14 protein-coding genes are annotated in these 15,254 nt (G+C 71.3%); 8 read left to right on the top strand and 6 right to left on the bottom strand.

Features of this window, described 5'->3' with window-relative positions:
- Positions 1–23: 23 nt before the first annotated feature.
- The 3 genes from ACFZAT_RS12425 to ACFZAT_RS12415 all read right to left on the bottom strand — a co-directional run bounded on the left by ACFZAT_RS12425 (position 24) and on the right by ACFZAT_RS12415 (position 2,479).
- Entirely contained in the window at positions 24–473 is a 450-nt protein-coding gene (locus ACFZAT_RS12425; protein WP_391263464.1) for a helix-turn-helix domain-containing protein, read from the bottom strand.
- A gap of 53 nt (positions 474–526) precedes the next feature.
- Positions 527–1,573 (bottom strand): hypothetical protein, encoded by a 1,047-nt coding sequence (locus ACFZAT_RS12420; RefSeq protein ID WP_391263462.1) that lies wholly within the window; start codon positions 1,571–1,573, stop codon positions 527–529.
- A gap of 90 nt (positions 1,574–1,663) precedes the next feature.
- On the bottom strand, positions 1,664–2,479 hold the full coding sequence (locus tag ACFZAT_RS12415) for an SAM-dependent methyltransferase (RefSeq protein ID WP_391263460.1): 816 nt from the start codon (positions 2,477–2,479) through the stop codon (positions 1,664–1,666).
- Between the two features lie 194 nt (positions 2,480–2,673).
- Between ACFZAT_RS12415 and ACFZAT_RS12410 the strand changes: the two genes are divergently transcribed.
- The 3 genes from ACFZAT_RS12410 (at position 2,674) to ACFZAT_RS12400 (ending at position 6,227) form a co-directional block, all read left to right on the top strand.
- Positions 2,674–4,047 (top strand): lipase family protein, encoded by a 1,374-nt coding sequence (locus tag ACFZAT_RS12410; RefSeq protein ID WP_391263458.1) that lies wholly within the window; start codon positions 2,674–2,676, stop codon positions 4,045–4,047.
- Between the two features lie 130 nt (positions 4,048–4,177).
- Positions 4,178–4,819: a CatB-related O-acetyltransferase gene (locus ACFZAT_RS12405; protein WP_391263580.1), complete on the top strand. Its 642-nt coding sequence runs from the start codon at positions 4,178–4,180 to the stop codon at positions 4,817–4,819.
- Between the two features lie 232 nt (positions 4,820–5,051).
- Positions 5,052–6,227 carry a macrolide family glycosyltransferase gene (locus ACFZAT_RS12400; protein ID WP_391263456.1) on the top strand — a complete coding sequence of 392 codons (1,176 nt, stop codon included), beginning with the start codon at positions 5,052–5,054 and terminating at the stop codon, positions 6,225–6,227.
- A 74-nt stretch (positions 6,228–6,301) separates the two neighbouring features.
- On the opposite strand, the gene ACFZAT_RS12395 is transcribed toward ACFZAT_RS12400, so the two are convergent.
- Positions 6,302–7,264 carry an FAD-binding protein gene (locus ACFZAT_RS12395; RefSeq protein ID WP_391263453.1) on the bottom strand — a complete coding sequence of 321 codons (963 nt, stop codon included), beginning with the start codon at positions 7,262–7,264 and terminating at the stop codon, positions 6,302–6,304.
- 56 nt (positions 7,265–7,320) lie between these two features.
- Positions 7,321–8,106, bottom strand: coding sequence for an electron transfer flavoprotein subunit beta/FixA family protein (locus ACFZAT_RS12390; RefSeq protein WP_391263451.1), 786 nt, complete (start codon positions 8,104–8,106; stop codon positions 7,321–7,323).
- 109 nt (positions 8,107–8,215) lie between these two features.
- Here ACFZAT_RS12390 and ACFZAT_RS12385 point away from each other — a divergent pair, with 109 nt between their 5' ends.
- The 4 genes from ACFZAT_RS12385 (at position 8,216) to ACFZAT_RS12370 (ending at position 12,997) form a co-directional block, all read left to right on the top strand.
- Positions 8,216–8,974 carry a TetR family transcriptional regulator gene (locus tag ACFZAT_RS12385; RefSeq protein WP_391263450.1) on the top strand — a complete coding sequence of 253 codons (759 nt, stop codon included), beginning with the start codon at positions 8,216–8,218 and terminating at the stop codon, positions 8,972–8,974.
- A gap of 128 nt (positions 8,975–9,102) precedes the next feature.
- Positions 9,103–9,507: a Zn-ribbon domain-containing OB-fold protein gene (locus tag ACFZAT_RS12380; protein ID WP_391263448.1), complete on the top strand. Its 405-nt coding sequence runs from the start codon at positions 9,103–9,105 to the stop codon at positions 9,505–9,507.
- Positions 9,508–9,657: 150 nt separating this feature from the next.
- A complete protein-coding gene (locus tag ACFZAT_RS12375) occupies positions 9,658–12,375 on the top strand; it encodes a cellulose binding domain-containing protein (RefSeq protein ID WP_391263446.1) in 2,718 nt (905 codons plus the stop codon).
- 106 nt (positions 12,376–12,481) lie between these two features.
- Entirely contained in the window at positions 12,482–12,997 is a 516-nt protein-coding gene (locus tag ACFZAT_RS12370) for a hypothetical protein (protein ID WP_391263444.1), read from the top strand.
- Between the two features lie 87 nt (positions 12,998–13,084).
- Here ACFZAT_RS12370 and ACFZAT_RS12365 read toward each other — a convergent pair whose 3' ends face one another.
- The gene (locus ACFZAT_RS12365; RefSeq protein ID WP_391263442.1) at positions 13,085–13,969 is read right to left on the bottom strand and encodes an SIS domain-containing protein; all 885 of its coding nucleotides are present in this window, start codon (positions 13,967–13,969) and stop codon (positions 13,085–13,087) included.
- A 186-nt stretch (positions 13,970–14,155) separates the two neighbouring features.
- Between ACFZAT_RS12365 and ACFZAT_RS12360 the strand changes: the two genes are divergently transcribed.
- Complete coding sequence (locus tag ACFZAT_RS12360; RefSeq protein ID WP_391263439.1) at positions 14,156–14,956, top strand: DeoR family transcriptional regulator; 801 nt, start codon at positions 14,156–14,158, stop codon at positions 14,954–14,956.
- Positions 14,957–15,254 lie beyond the last annotated feature (298 nt).

Below are 15,254 nucleotides of genomic sequence, written 5' to 3'. Positions count from 1 at the left end.
GGCGGCCTTCCCCGTTCAAGCCCTCACGCTAGCGGCGTCCCCGGCAGCGGGGCTTCTCGATTCCTGACCGGCCGCGTCACCTGCTTCGCGACGCAGGACGGCATGCCCTCGGTCGCCTGCGCGGCGTCCTGCCGGTAGACGCTCGGCGGCATCCCGACCAGCTCCGTGAAGCGCGTGCTGAACGTGCCGAGCGAGGAGCAGCCGACCGCGAAGCACACCTCGGTGACGCTCATGTCCCCCCGGCGCAGCAGCGTCATCGCGCGCTCGATGCGCCGGGTCATGAGATAGCCGTACGGGGATTCCCCGTAGGCCCGCTTGAACTCACGGCTGAGGTGCCCCGCCGACATGTGCGCGCCGCGCGCCAGCGCCTCGACGTTCAGCGGCTGCGCGTAGTCGCGGTCGATCCGGTCGCGGACCCGGCGCAGCCGCGCCAGGTCGCGCAGGTTCTGCCCCGTGTCGGGTTTGCTCGTCACGCCCGAAGCGTACGACGTGGGGGAGCGCCCCGCCCGGGTATCGTGCCGCGGCCTCAGGTGCGGGTGGCCGTGTCGCAGTCCGCGGTGTCCCGGCCCTTCATGCGCTCGTCCATCGAGGTGCTCCGCTCGTACGGGTCGACTTCCGTGGCGCCGTCCGAGGGCCCGGGCTCCTTCTCGAAATCGGGGCGGAAGTAGCCGGTGGTGTTCTCGCAGCCCCCGTTGGCGGAGTCCAGCCGGTACGACTTCAGCGAGAAGGTCCCCGGCACCGTGATCACCTTGCCGGGGTCGTCCCAGCTCATCACGATCTCCCGGCGGGCGATCGTCCGGGCGACCTCGTCGCCGTCCCCGGAGGCCCGCACGAGGGCGTAGACGAAGGTGACATCGGCGGTGACCTCGACCGCGCCCCGTTCGCCCTCCCGGTAGGTGAGCTCGCCGCGCGTCTTGACCACGTCACCGGCTGGGCGCGCGTACGCGGGGTCGAAGCGGCTGAACAGCGTCAGCGGGTCGTCCTCCCGGGTCGGGGAGTCGAACGCGTTCGCCAGGTACTCCTTGATGCCGGGCTGCTTCGTGTTGAGGGCCCCGATGGCCTTCGCCGGCCGTTCCCCGCGCAGCACCGCCGGATCGAGGCCGGAGTCGGAGAGGAAGGCCAGGCTCCTGTCGAGCGCGTCCGACACCTGCTTCTCGCTCATCCACCCGGCCGCCCGCGCCGAGGGCATCGTGATCCCGGCCGTCCCGGCGGCCCAGTGCTCCGCCGGTGACCCCTTGAACGGATCGTCCAGTGTGGGCGCCCCGGGCGTCGGCGCCGTGGAGCCGCCCCCGTCGCCGAAGCCGAGCCAGCCGGCCGCCCGGCCCGGGACCAAAGCCACGATGAGCAGCGCGACGACGACCACCAGGCCCACCACGTACCAGACCCGTCCGCGTCGCCGGGGCGGCTGATGGGTGCGCCATCCCGGGGGCGGGCCGGTCTCCTCGCGCAGCCGCTGGGCCACCATCCGGGCCCGGGCGGACGGCTCTTCGGGGGCGCCGGGGGTCCGGGCCTCCGCCTCCCGCAGGAAGCGCTCCCACTCCTCGTCCGGTATGGATGACCCGTCCGTGTCCACGCTGCGCCCCCGCTGATCCGTTTTCCGTATCATCACACAGCCCGGTGACACCGAAGTGCGCACCGGGCTGCCGTGGTCGGGCTCCGCGTGTTACGGCTTGCGGCCGACCGCCACGTAACCCGGGGTGACGATCTCGCCCGTGCCGGGGACCGGCTCGCCGAGCTCGGGGTGCCAGGCCTCGGCGGCGACGATGCCGGGCTCCACGATCTCCAGGCCGTCGAAGAACGAGGCGAACTGGTCGCGGGTGCGCGGCGCCAGCGTCAGGGTGTTGGCCTTGTACATCTTGTCCACCTCGCGCGCCTCCTCCGGGTGGAAGTCGGCGGTGATCTGCGAGATGACCATGTAGCTGCCGGGGGCGAGCACGTCGGTCAGCCGCCGCACCAGCTCGTACGCGCCGTCCTCGTCGCTCACGAAGTGGAGCAGCGCGATCATCGACAGCGCGACCGGCTTGCCGAAGTCCAGTGTCTTGCCCGCGTGTTCGAGGATGGTGTCGACGTTCCGCGCGTCCGCCTGCACATAGTCGATGACACCCTCGGGCGTGCCCTTGAGCAGCGCCTCGGCGTGGGCCAGGACGATCGGGTCGTTGTCGCAGTAGACGACCCGGGTGGCGGGGGCGGCCGCCTGGGCGACCTGGTGGAGGTTGGGCTCGGTGGGTATCCCGGTGCCGATGTCGAGGAACTGGCGGACGCCCTGGGTGGAGAGCCAGCGCGTCGCACGGTGCATGAAGGCGCGGTTGATCTTCGCCATCACCGGGACGTTCGGCTCGACGGCCAGCATCTGACGGCCCATGGCCTCGTCCACCGGGTAGTTGTCCTTGCCGCCGAGGAACCAGTCGTACATCCGCGCGGGATGCGGCTTGCTGGTGTCGATGAGCGGGGCGGTGGGGTCGTTCTCCGGTCGGGACATGGCCAACTCCAGGGTGCGGGAGGTGCTGCGGATGATCAGCTCGGGCCCACCTTAAGCAACTCGGCCGCCGAGCAGGGAGAGTTCGGCCGCCGACGACAGTTACCAATGCGTAACTTACTCATGGGTTACCACCGGTAAGCCCCGCTGTTAGCTTGCGCTCACCCGTACTTCCGGAGCAGAGCGAGGAGTGAGCCTTGAGCCGCAAGGACCGTTCGCGTTCCACCTTTCCCCCACGCCGCGTCCGTCCCTTCCGCGCCGCGGCCGTCGCCGTGACCGCGGCGGCCTGCGTGGCCGCGTACGCCGCGCCCGCGTCCGCCGCCGACGGCACCGAGCCCGTCGTGTCCCGGGGCGTGACCATCCCCGCCTTCTACGACCCGCCCGCCCAACTGCCCGCCGCCAACGGGGCGCTGATCCGGACCGAGCCCCTGCCGCTCGCCCTGAGCCTGCCGGGGCTGGACGGCCGCCCGATGCCGGGCACCGCCACCCGCCTCATGTACCGCACGACCGACTCCAACGGGCAGCCGGCCGCGGTCACCGGCGCCTACATCGAGCCCTCGGCCGCCTGGAAGGGCGGCGGCGCCCGCCCGCTGGTCGCGCTGGCCTCGGGCACCATGGGCCAGGGCGACCAGTGCGCGCCCTCGCTGGCCCTCCAGCACCCGCTGGCCGTCACCCCCGAGTCCGTGTCGATCGGCTACGAGACCCTGTCGGTCTACCGGCTGCTGGCCGCCGGTGCCGCTGTCGTCGTCACCGACTACGTGGGCCTCGGCACCACCGACCGCCTCCACACCTACGTCAACCGGGTGGACGAGGGCCACGCGCTGCTCGACGCGGTCCGCGCCGCGCACCAACTGCCCGCCACCTCGCTGACCGCCGCGTCCCGGACGGGCCTGTACGGCTACAGCCAGGGCGGCGGGGCCAGCGCGTCGGCCGCCGAACTCCAGCCCTCGTACGCCCCCGAGATCCAGCTCGCCGGGACCTATGCCGGGGCGCCGCCCGCCGACCTGACCGCGACCATGAAGGGCATCGACGGCAGCGCCCTGGCCGGCGCCCTCGCCTGGTCGATCAACGGCTTCGCGCAGTCCGACGCCGATCTGCGGGACGTCGTGGAGGCCAACATCAACGACGCCGGGCGGGCCGCGCTGAAGAACGCCTCGACCATGTGCGTCGGCGACGCGATCCTCGGCTACGGCTTCGCGAAGAGTTCCAAGTGGACCACCACCGGCAAGTCCCTCGGCGAGATCATCGCCGCCGAGCCCAAGGCGCAGGCCGCGCTCGACAAGCAGCGCATCGGCACCCTCAAGCCGTCCGGCCCGGTGCGGGTGGCGACCGGCATCCAGGACGACATCGTGCCGCACGGCCAGGCGCGTCAGCTCGCCGTCGACTGGTGCCGCAAGGGCGGTGACGTCACCTACGACGCCGTCATCCTGCCCAACCTCGGCGACAAGATCCTCACCAACCACATGGTCCCGCTCATCACCGACCAGGGCGACGCCATCTCCTGGCTGACCGACCGCCTGGCGGGCAAGCGCACCGCCTCCAACTGCTGGTCGATGCCGATCCAGCCCTGATCCGCCGCCCGAACCCGCCCGTCCCGGTCCGCCCGGGGCGGGCCTTGCCCGTAAATCCGCTGTCGTACGGGCCACGGCGCGGCGATCATGGTCGGCGGACCCGACCCGCGACCGTGAGGACCTCATGCCGCTGCCCGTACCCGCAGACCCGACCGTGCTCCATCCGATGCCCGGCCAGCCCAGGGTGGTGCAGCTCAAGCCGCTGGTGACCTCGCCGCTGATCGAGGTGGGGGAGTACTCGTACTACGACGACCCGGACGACGCCACCGCGTTCGAAACCCGCAACGTGCTGTACCACTACGGCCCGGAGAAGCTGGTCATCGGCAGGTTCTGCGCGCTCGGCACGGGCGTGCGCTTCCTGATGAACGGCGCCAACCACCGCATGGACGGCCCGTCCACCTTCCCGTTCCCCACCCTGGGCGGCTCCTGGGCCGACCACTTCGACCTGCTCGCGGGGCTGCCGAACCGGGGCGACACGGTCGTCGGCAACGACGTCTGGTTCGGCCACGGGACGACCGTGCTGCCCGGCGTGCGGATCGGGCACGGCGCGATCATCGGCAGCGGCGCGGTGGTCACCAAGGACGTGCCGGACTACGGGATCGTCGGCGGCAACCCGGCCCGGCTGCTGCGCCCCCGTTACGAGGAGAAGGATGTCGCCCGCCTCCTCGCGCTGGCCTGGTGGGACTGGCCGGCCGAGCACATCACCGCCCACATCCGGACCCTGATGTCCGGCACGGTGGACGACCTCGAAGCGGCCGCGCCCGGCGCGTGACGGCCCCGCCGCCCGGTCCGCGCCCACGGAAAACCCTGTGCGCGCGGACCGGGCGGCCGCTAGAGTCGCGGCATGAACATCGTGCAGCTCTACGGCTGACGCGGCCGGGGCCCGTCCCCGACCCCGTCCGGCACACCGCATCCACGCGCCCACCGCCCGGCCCTCGCCGGGGTGGCGACGCGCCGGTCTGCCGTGTCCACTTCCGCCGCAGAACTGAAACGAGTGATTCCGTATGTCACGCCGCCCTGCCCATATCGCCATGATCGGCACCTCCGTCGTGAGCCATGTGCTGCCGAGCATCGAGGTCATCCGCGAACTGGTGGCCCGGGGCCACCGCGTCACCTACGCCAACGACCCCGTGATGGCCGAGCGCATCGAGGCCACCGGCGCCACCTTCGTGCCGTACGACTCCGTGCTCCCCGTCGGTGAGAACGTCTGGCCCGACGACCCGATCGCCGCCATGGGCCTCTTCCTGGACGACGCCGTCCAGGCCCTGCCGCAGCTGCGCGCCGTCTACGACGAGGACCCGGCCGACCTGTACCTGTACGACATCGGCGCGTACCCCGCCCGGGTTCTGGCCGAGTCGCAGAACCGCCCGCTGATGCAGCTCTACCCGACCTTCGTCGGCTGGCGGAGTTACGAGAAGGACGTCGCGGCCCAGCTGTGGACGCTGCCCGGGGCCGACGCGTACCGGGCGCGGTTCACCGAGTGGCTGGCCGGGAACGGCGCGACCTCGCGGGACATGGACACGTTCGTCGGGCGCCCCGACGACACCCTCGCCCTGATCCCGCGCGCGATGCAGCCGCACGCGGACGACGTGGACATGGACACCGTCACGTTCGTCGGGCCGTGCTTCGCCGGGCGCGGCGAGGAGCAGAGCTGGACCCGGCCCGCCGGGGCGGAGAAGGTGCTGCTGATCTCGCTGGGCTCCGCGTACACCAACCGCCCGGAGTTCTACCGCAACTGCCTGGCGGCCTACGGCGACCTGCCCGGCTGGCACGTCGTGCTCCAGGTCGGCAGGCAGACGGACCTGGCGGAGCTGGGCACCGTACCCGGCAATGTCGAGGTGCACCGGTGGGTGCCGCAGCTGGCCATCCTCCGGCAGGCGGACGCCTTCGTCACGCACGCCGGGATGGGCGGCAGCTCCGAGGGGCTGTACAGCGGGGTGCCGATGATCGCCGTGCCGCAGGGCGTCGACCAGTTCATGAACGCCGACAAGCTCGTCGAGCTCGGGGTCGCCCGCCGCGTCGACACCGACGACGCCACCCCGGAGGCCCTGCGCGACGCGCTCACCGCGCTCGTCGACGACCCCGAGGTCGCCCGGCGGTCGGCGCGGCTGCGCGAGGACGCCCGGACGGAGGGCGGCACCCCGCGCGCCGCCGACCTGGTGGAGGAACTGCTCGGCTGAAACGGGACCGGCCGGGGCGGTGAGCGCATGGTCCGCGCTCACCGCCCCGGCCGGGCACCACAGGTGAGGGGGTGTCAGCCCTTGCGGGTGTTGATCTCCTCGGTGAGCTGGGGGACGACGTCGAAGAGGTCGCCGACGACGCCGTAGTCCACGAGGTCGAAGATCGGGGCCTCGGCGTCCTTGTTGACCGCGACGATGGTCTTCGAGGTCTGCATGCCGGCCCGGTGCTGGATCGCGCCGGAGATGCCGTTGGCGATGTAGAGCTGCGGGGAGACGGACTTGCCGGTCTGGCCGACCTGGTTGGTGTGCGGGTACCAGCCGGCGTCCACCGCGGCGCGCGAGGCGCCCACCGCGGCACCCAGCGAGTCGGCGAGGGCCTCGATGACCGCGAAGTTCTCCGCGCCGTTGACGCCGCGGCCCCCGGAGACCACGATCGCGGCCTCCGTCAGCTCCGGACGGCCCGTCGACTCACGCGGGGTGCGCGACAGCACCTTCGTACCCGTGGCGGCGGCGGAGAACTCCACCGCCAGCTCCTCCACCGCCCCCGCACCGGCGACCTGCTCGACGGGTGCCGAGTTCGGCTTCACCGTGATGACCGGGGTGCCGTGCGTGATCCGGGACTTCGTGGTGAACGAGGCCGCGAACACCGACTGCGTGGCGACCGGGCCCTCGTCACCGGCTTCCAGGTCGACCGCGTCGGTGATGATGCCCGACCCGATCCGCACCGCGAGGCGCGCGGCGATCTCCTTGGCCTCGGCGGAGGAGGACAGCAGCACGGCGGCGGGCGATACCGCCTGGTGGGCGGCCTGGAGCGCGTCCACCTTAGGCACGACCAGGTAGTCGCCGTACTCCGGCGCCTCCGAGGTCAGGACCTTGACCGCGCCGTGCTCGGCGAGCACATCCGCCGTGCCCGCCGCACCGGCACCCACCGCGACCGCGACCGGGTCACCGATCCGGCGCGCGAGCGTCAGCAGCTCCAGCGTCGGCTTACGGACGGCACCGTCCACATGATCGACAAAGACGAGAACTTCAGCCATCAGACCTACTCCTGCACATCAGCGAAAACGAACGACGGAACACAGACCAACGGGGTCTAGATGAACTTCTGACCGGCCAGGAACTCGGCCAGTTGCTTGCCGCCCTCGCCCTCGTCCTTCACGATCGTGCCCGCCGTCCGCGCCGGACGCTGCGTGGCCTCGTCCACGACCGACCACGCACCCGCGAGGCCGACCTCGTCCGCGTCGATGCCCAGGTCGTCCAGGTCCAGGGACTTCACCGGCTTCTTCTTCGCCGCCATGATCCCCTTGAACGACGGGTAACGCGCCTCGCCGGACTGGTCGGTCACCGACACCACCGCCGGAAGCGACGCCTCCAGCTCCTCCGACGCACTGTCCCCGTCGCGACGGCCGCGCACGACACCGCCCTCGACCGACACCTGCGACAGCAGCGTCACCTGCGGCACACCCAGCCGCTCCGCCAGCAGCGCCGGAACCACACCCATCGTGCCGTCCGTCGACGCCATCCCGGAGATCACCAGGTCGTACCCGGTCTCCTCGATCGCCTTCGCCAGCACCAGCGAGGTACCCAGCGCGTCCGTACCGTGCAGATCGTCGTCCTCGACGTGAACCGCCTTGTCCGCACCCATCGACAACGCCTTGCGCAACGCGTCCTTGGCATCCTCCGGACCCACCGTCAACACGGTGACCTCCGCATCGTCCGCCGCGTCCGCGATCTGCAACGCCTGCTCGACCGCATACTCGTCCAGCTCCGACAGCAGACCGTCGACGTCCTCACGGTCCAACGTCAGGTCATCGGCGAAATGCCGGTCACCGGTCGCGTCGGGCACGTACTTCACAGTGACAACGATCCTCAAGCTCACGCCGGCTCTCCCTGTACCTGGTGGTGTCCTGCGGGAATCTTATGGCACTCAGTACCCTTCGTAAAGGTACCCAGTGCCGGACGGCCGGTTTCGGTGTTACGTTTCCGGCATGACCGAAGACCGCCGGCCGGCCAAGAAGCCCCCCATGCGTGACGTGCTCGCCGAGGCGGCCTTCGCGCTCTTCCTGGAGCGCGGGTTCGAGCGGACCACGGTGGACGACATCGTGGCGCGGGCCGGGGTGGGGCGGCGGTCCTTCTTCCGCTACTTCCCCTCCAAGGAGGACGCGGTCTTCCCCGACCACGAGGGGTGCCTGGCGGACATGACCGCCTTCCTGGCGGACGCCGACGGCGCGGACCCGGTCGCCACGGTGTGCGACGGGGCCCGGCTGGTGCTGCGGATGTACGCGGAGAAGCCCGAGTTCTCCGTACAGCGCTACCGGCTCACCCGCGAGGTGCCCGGCCTCCGCACGTACGAGCTCTCCGTGGTGCGCCGTTACGAGCGGACCCTCGCCGGCTACCTGGAGCGGCGCTGGGCCGACGACCCGGACGCCGGGCCCGACTTCGCGCTGCGCGCCGAGGTGATCGCCGCCTCGGTCGTCGCCGCGCACAACAACGGGCTGCGGTCCTGGCTGCGTTCGGGCGGCAAGGGCGACGCGGGGGCCGAGGTGGACCGGGCCCTCGAACTGGTCCGCACGGTGTGGGGCGGGGCGCGGACGCGGCCCGTCGCACCCGCGCCGGAGCCGGAGCCGGACCCCGCCGCCGTCTCCTCCTCCGTGAGCGACGACGAGGTCATCGTCATGGTCGCGCGCAAGGGTGCCCCGATGTGGCGCGTGGTGCAGCACATCGAGTCCGCGCTCGGCACCGCGTAAGGACCCGGGAGGGCGGCTTCAGGAGTTCGCGGCACTCAGTGCCTTTACTACTGGAACTAAGTGCCATACGGTGCCGGTGTGCCGTCGCCGAAGCTGCGGCGCACCGAGTCGAGCGCGGGAGGCGGAACGTGTTCAGTACCGGAACCGACGTGATGGGGCGGCCGACCCGTGAGGCGACGGAAGCGCACACCAGCCAGGAAGGGCTCGTCTATCAGGTGTGCCGCTGGTGCCACACCGCCTCCTTCCGCAAACTCCTGTGCCCCGTCTGCGCGTCGAGCGACCTCGAATCCGAGCACAGCGACGGCCACGGCGTGGTCATCCGCTCGAACGTCGTCAACCGCTACTCGCGCATCATGCGCAACGAGTCCCTGGTCCGCTTCCCCGAAGGCTTCGTCTACCGCTGCCGGATCGTCGGCGCGGCCCCGCACCTGGTGAACGTCGGCGACCGGGTGCGCCCGGTCGGCGGCCGCACCTCCGTGTCCGGTGAGGTCGTCCTTGAGGTCTGCGACCCGCCGGGGTCCGGCTGGTACTGACGCGCCCGGAAGTCATCCGATGAGCTTCGCGCCCGCCCTTCTCCCGGAGGGGCGGCGCCGCTACCATCGGGACGCGAAATGGGAGCGCTCCCACATCCGTTCACACCCTTACCGCCTTTGTCGGCGGCCCTGTTCGGAGGAGACGTTTCCGTGCGCAGAAGCGCAAGACCCTTCGCTGCCCTGGTGGCGGCCCTCACTCTCACCGCCGGGCTCTTCGCCGCCGGTGCGCCGGCGTCGGCGCGCGACAGCGATGCCTCCGCGTCCGCCCAGGCATCCGATGTGTCCCTCGCGGCGGACACGTACGATTGGAAGAACGTCCGCATCGACGGCGGCGGTTTCGTCCCCGGGATCGTCTTCAACCGGTCCGAGAAGAACCTCGCCTACGCCCGCACCGACATCGGCGGCGCCTACCGCTGGGACCAGGCGGGCAAGCAGTGGAAGCCGCTGCTGGACTGGGTGGACTGGGACCACTGGGGCTGGACGGGGGTGGTGAGCCTCGCCTCGGACTCCGTCGACCCGGACAAGGTGTACGCCGCCGTGGGCACGTACACCAACGACTGGGACCCCACCAACGGCGCGGTGCTGCGCTCGTCGGACCGGGGCGCGACCTGGAAGGCGAGCACCCTGCCCTTCAAGCTCGGCGGCAACATGCCGGGCCGGGGCATGGGCGAACGCCTGGCGGTCGACCCGAACAAGAACTCCGTCCTCTACCTCGGCGCGCCCAGCGGCAAGGGCCTGTGGCGGTCCACCGATTCGGGCGCCACCTGGTCCGAGGTGACGGCCTTCCCCAACCCGGGCAACTACGCCCAGGACCCGACCGACACCAGCGGCTACGGCAACGACAACCAGGGCATCGTCTGGGTGACCTTCGACGAGCGCACCGGCAGCGCGGGCAGCGCCACCCAGGACATCTACGTCGGGGTCGCCGACAAGGAGAACACCGTCTACCGCTCCACGGACGGCGGGACCACCTGGTCGCGGATCGCCGGGCAGCCGACCGGATACCTGGCGCACAAGGGCGTACTCGACTCCGACCACGGCTACCTGTATCTGACCCTCAGCGACACCGGCGGCCCGTACGACGGCGGCAAGGGCCGGATCTGGCGGTACGCCACCGCCACGGGGGAGTGGAAGGACGTCAGCCCGGTCGCCGAGGCGGACACCTACTACGGCTTCAGCGGGCTCACCGTGGACCGGCAGCACCCCGGCACGGTGATGGCGACCGCGTACAGCTCCTGGTGGCCGGACACCCAGATCTTCCGGTCCACGGACAGCGGGGCGACCTGGACCCAGGCGTGGGACTACACCAGCTACCCCAACCGCTCCAACCGCTTCACCCAGGACGTCTCCTCGGTGCCGTGGCTCACCTGGGGCGCCAACCCGACGCCGCCGGAGACCACGCCGAAGCTGGGCTGGATGACGGAGGCGCTGGAGATCGACCCCTTCGACTCCGACCGCATGATGTACGGGACCGGCGCGACGATCTACGGCACCGAGAACCTCACCGACTGGGACTCCGGCAGCCGGTTCAGGATCACACCGATGGTGAAGGGCCTGGAGGAGACCGCCGTCAACGACCTGGCCAGCCCGCCGTCCGGGGCGCCGCTGCTCAGCGCGCTCGGTGACATCGGGGGCTTCCGGCACACCGATCTCGACGCCGTGCCGGACATGATGTTCACCTCGCCCAGCCTCACCTCCACCACGAGCATCGACTTCGCCGAGAGCAGCCCGAACACGGTGGTCCGGGTCGGCAGCGCCGACGCCGCGCCGCACATCGGCTTCTCGACGGACAACGGCGCCAACTGGTTCCAGGGCTCCGAGCCGTCCGGGGTGACCGGCGGCGGCACGGTCGCGGCGGCGGCCGACGCGAGCGGCTTCGTCTGGAGCCCCGAGGGCACCGGGGTGTATCACGCCACCGGGTACGGGAGTTCGTGGTCGGCGTCGACCGGGATACCGCAGGGCGCGACGGTCGAGTCGGACCGGAAGAACCCGAAGAAGTTCTACGGGTTCAAGGCCGGCACCTTCTACGTCTCCACGGACGGCGGCGCGACCTTCACGGCGAAGGCGTCGAGCGGCCTGCCCACCGAGGGCAACGTCCGCTTCAAGGCGGTCCCCGGCACCGAGGGCGACATCTGGCTGGCGGGCGGCGCCACGACGGGCGCGTACGGCCTGTGGCACTCGACCGACTCGGGCGCGACGTTCACCAGGCTGAGCGGCGTCGGCGAGGCGGACTCCGTCGGTTTCGGCAAGGCGGCGGCGGGCGTCTCGTACCGGACGCTCTTCGTCTCGGCGAAGATCGGCGGGGTACGCGGCATCTTCCGGTCCACCGACGCGGGCACGACCTGGACGCGCATCAACGACGACGCCCACCAGTGGGGTTGGACCGGCGCCGCGATCACGGGCGACCCGCGCGTCTTCGGCCGGGTGTACGTGTCCACCAACGGCCGCGGAATCATGTACGGGGACTCCTCGGACGGCGACGGCACCGACCCCGGTACGGACCCGGGCACCGACCCCGGCACGGATCCCGGCACCGACCCCGGTGGCGCGGCCTGTTCGGTGACGTACAAGGTCACCAACCAGTGGTCCGGCGGCTTCCAGGCCGATGTGACGCTCACCAACACGGGCAGCACGGAGCTGAACGGCTGGAAGCTCGCCTGGACCTTCCCCGACGGGCAGAAGGTCGGCCAGATGTGGAACGCGACCGCCGCTCAGGACGGGGCGAAGGTGACGGCCACCAACGTCTCCTGGAACGGCCGGGTGGCACCGGGCGCGTCCGCGGGCTTCGGTTTCACGGGCACGCTGACCGGCGGCAACACCGCACCGGACGCCTTCTCGCTGGGTGGGGAGGTCTGCGCCACCGGCTGACGCGGGGCGCGGGGCCCCGCGCCGGGGGGCGGGCCGGGCGGCCCGGGCCCGTCCTCCGGCACGGTCTTACTGGCCCCGTACAGGTTCGTCGGCCATACTGCCCGCCGTGGAGCAGCGCATAGACCCGAAGACCCAGCCCGCGTACGCCGCAGGGACCGACCCGGCGTACATCCCCGGTCTCACGGCCCCCCGACCCGCGGAAGCGGTGGAGGAGGAGCCGGAGAACGAGACCACCGAGGAGCCCGCCGCCGCGGACGCTGTCCCCGAGCCGGCCGACGAGGCGCCCGTGGCGCAGGAGGAGGACGAGCAGGAGCAGGAGGAAACCGACGAAGAGGCCGCCGAAGGACCCTCGTTCGAGGTGAGCGACTGGCGCGGATCGATCTCGGCCGGACCCGAGGGAGTCCGGTTCACGCTGGACGATCAGCAGGCGGACTTCGGCTGGGACGAGATCGGCGCGGTCGAACTGAAGCCGGCCCGGTTCGGCCGCCGGTTCACCGTGACCGTCCACCTGTCGTCCAAGCGCTGGTTCAACGGCGAGGTCGAGGCGCCGTCGCGCAGCAGCCTCAAGGAGTGGACCGAGGGCTTCGACGCGGTCCTGGACACCCACTTCGAGGAGTCCTGACCGGGGGCGCCGCCCCCGAGCCCCCAGTCCCCGGATGCCGGACCGGCTGAATTCCAGCCCGTCCGGCATTCGAGGTGCTGCGCCGGATCAGGCGTCCGCCAGGACCACCGAGCGGGTCAGGTGGCGGGGGGCGTCCGGGTCGAGGCCGCGCGCGGTGGCGCGGGCCACGGCCAGGCGCTGGACGCGGACCAGGTCGGCCAGCGGGTCCAGGCCGCTCTCCACCCAGCGGGCACCGGTCTCCAGGAGCTGTTCGCGCAGGCCCTCGGGGGCGGCACCGAACATCCAGGTGGCGGTCGTGTCGGTGGCGATGGAGATCGGGCCGTGGCGGTACTCCATCGCGGCGTACGACTCGGTCCAGGAGAGCGACGCCTCCTTCATCTTGAGCGCCGCCTCGTTGGCGAGCCCGGCCGTCCAGCCGCGCCCGAGGAACGTGAACTGCGTGCAGTCCACCAGGCCCTCCGGCAGCGGCTCGGCGAGCGCCCGCTCCGCGTCCCGGACCACGGCGTCGGTGTGCAGACCGAGGTGCGCGCGCAGCAGCGTGAGCAGCGTGGTGGCGAACCGGGTCTGGACGACGGACTGTTCGTCCGCGAAGTCGAGGACGACGACAGCGTCGGCGGCCGTCATCACCGGGGTCTGCGGGTCGGCGGTGATGGCGACGGTGGGGGTGGTGCCGCTCAGCCGGCCGAGGAGTTCGAGGACCTCGGTCGTGGTGCCGGAGCGGGTGAGCGCGACGACCCGGTCGTAGCGGCGGCGGGCGGGGAACTCGGACGCGGCGAAGGCATCGGTCTCGCCCTGCCCGGACTCCTCACGGAGCGAGGCGTATGCCTGAGCCATGTAGAACGAGGTGCCGCAGCCGACGACGGCGACGCGCTCGCCCGGCGCGGGCAGCGCGGCGGAGTGACTCGGTGCCAGCTGCGCTGCGCGGCGCCAGCACTCCGGCTGACTGGCGATCTCGATCTCGACAAATGACACTTTTGCACTCCGTGGTGGTGGTGGGATGCTCGTTTGCGCACGCTACCCGCGATGAGCGAGCATTATCAAGCATTCTGCGTGCACGGGGCTTGACTCGCCGGAGCCTTGTGCGACGCTTGCGCCCTGTCCGGTGATCGCGCCCAAGGGGATGGGCGCCCGCAGCCCGGACCTGTGAGGAGAACCGTCTTGTCCAGGGATGCCCGGTGGAACGCACTGCTGGAACTCGTAGGTAAGCACGGCCGGGTGGACGTCGAGGACGCCGCGAAGACGCTGGACGTCTCGGCCGCGACCATCCGGCGCGACCTGGACCAGCTCGCCGAGCAGCAGCTGCTCACCCGCACCAGGGGCGGCGCGATCGCCCACGGCGTCAGTTACGAGCTGGCCCTCCGCTACAAAACGGGGCGCAACGCCCCGGAGAAGCAGGCCATCGGCCGCGCCGTCGCCGACCTCGTCGCGGTCGGCGAGGTCGTCGGCCTCACCGGCGGCACCACCATCACCGAGGTGGCCCGCTCGCTCGCCGTCCGCGCGGACCTGGTGGGTGACGGGGCCGGCGGCGCGGTGGGGCAGCCCACGCTGACCGTGGTGACCAACGCCCTCAACATCGCCAACGAACTGGTGATCCGCCCGCAGATCAAGATGGTCGTCACCGGTGGGGTCGCCAGGCCCCAGTCGTACGAGCTGACCGGCCCGCTGGCCAGTGGGGTGCTCGGCGAGATAACGCTGGACGTGGCCGTGCTCGGCGTCAACGCCATCGACACCGAACGCGGCGCCTACGTGCACCACGAGGGCGAGGCCAGCATCAACCGGCTGCTCGCCCAGCAGGCCCAGCGCGTGGTGGTCGCCGCCGACTCCTCGAAGATCGGCAAGCGCGCCTTCGCCCGGGTCTGCGACCTCTCCCTGGTCGACTTCCTGGTCACCGACCGGGGGATCGCCCCCGAGGCGTCCGCCCGCTTCACCGAGGCCGGCGTCACGGTCATCGCCGTCTGACCCCTCGCCGTACCCCCAGCGGGCCGTCGCGCGCACGCCGCGCGACGGCCCGCTTTTCCATGCGCGCCCAAACCGGTTCAGGGTGCCGGGGCGTGCGTGAAGTGTGCGCGATCAATCACAACCACGCACGCGATGGCCGGTTCTGACGGAGGAACAGTGCATTCCGTTCGTGATTCACAGGCGCCAGGTGCCCCTTATGTGGCTATTGCCGGGCCTGTGACGCCCTGTAGTGCGGCATGGAGCGACTTTTGCCTGCCCATAGATGTTCGTTACCTCTGCGAAATGAACAACTCTTGCC

Origin of the sequence: Streptomyces sp. NPDC008163 (assembly GCF_042956885.1) — a bacterium.
In the GTDB taxonomy this organism is placed as follows: Bacteria; Actinomycetota; Actinomycetes; order Streptomycetales; family Streptomycetaceae; genus Streptomyces; species Streptomyces drozdowiczii_A.
Note: the sequence above shows the minus strand (reverse complement) of the source record. Positions and strands in the feature narration are given on the sequence as shown.

Bases quoted from the DNA above. Each gene is read 5' to 3' on its own strand.
- ACFZAT_RS12415 (WP_391263460.1), bottom strand. From the start codon at position 2,479: ATGTCCCGACCGGAGAACGACCCCACCGCCCCGCTCATCGACACCAGC.
- ACFZAT_RS12400 (WP_391263456.1), top strand. From the start codon at position 5,052: ATGTCACGCCGCCCTGCCCATATCGCCATGATCGGCACCTCCGTCGTG.
- ACFZAT_RS12395 (WP_391263453.1), bottom strand. From the start codon at position 7,264: ATGGCTGAAGTTCTCGTCTTTGTCGATCATGTGGACGGTGCCGTCCGT.
- ACFZAT_RS12385 (WP_391263450.1), top strand. From the start codon at position 8,216: ATGACCGAAGACCGCCGGCCGGCCAAGAAGCCCCCCATGCGTGACGTG.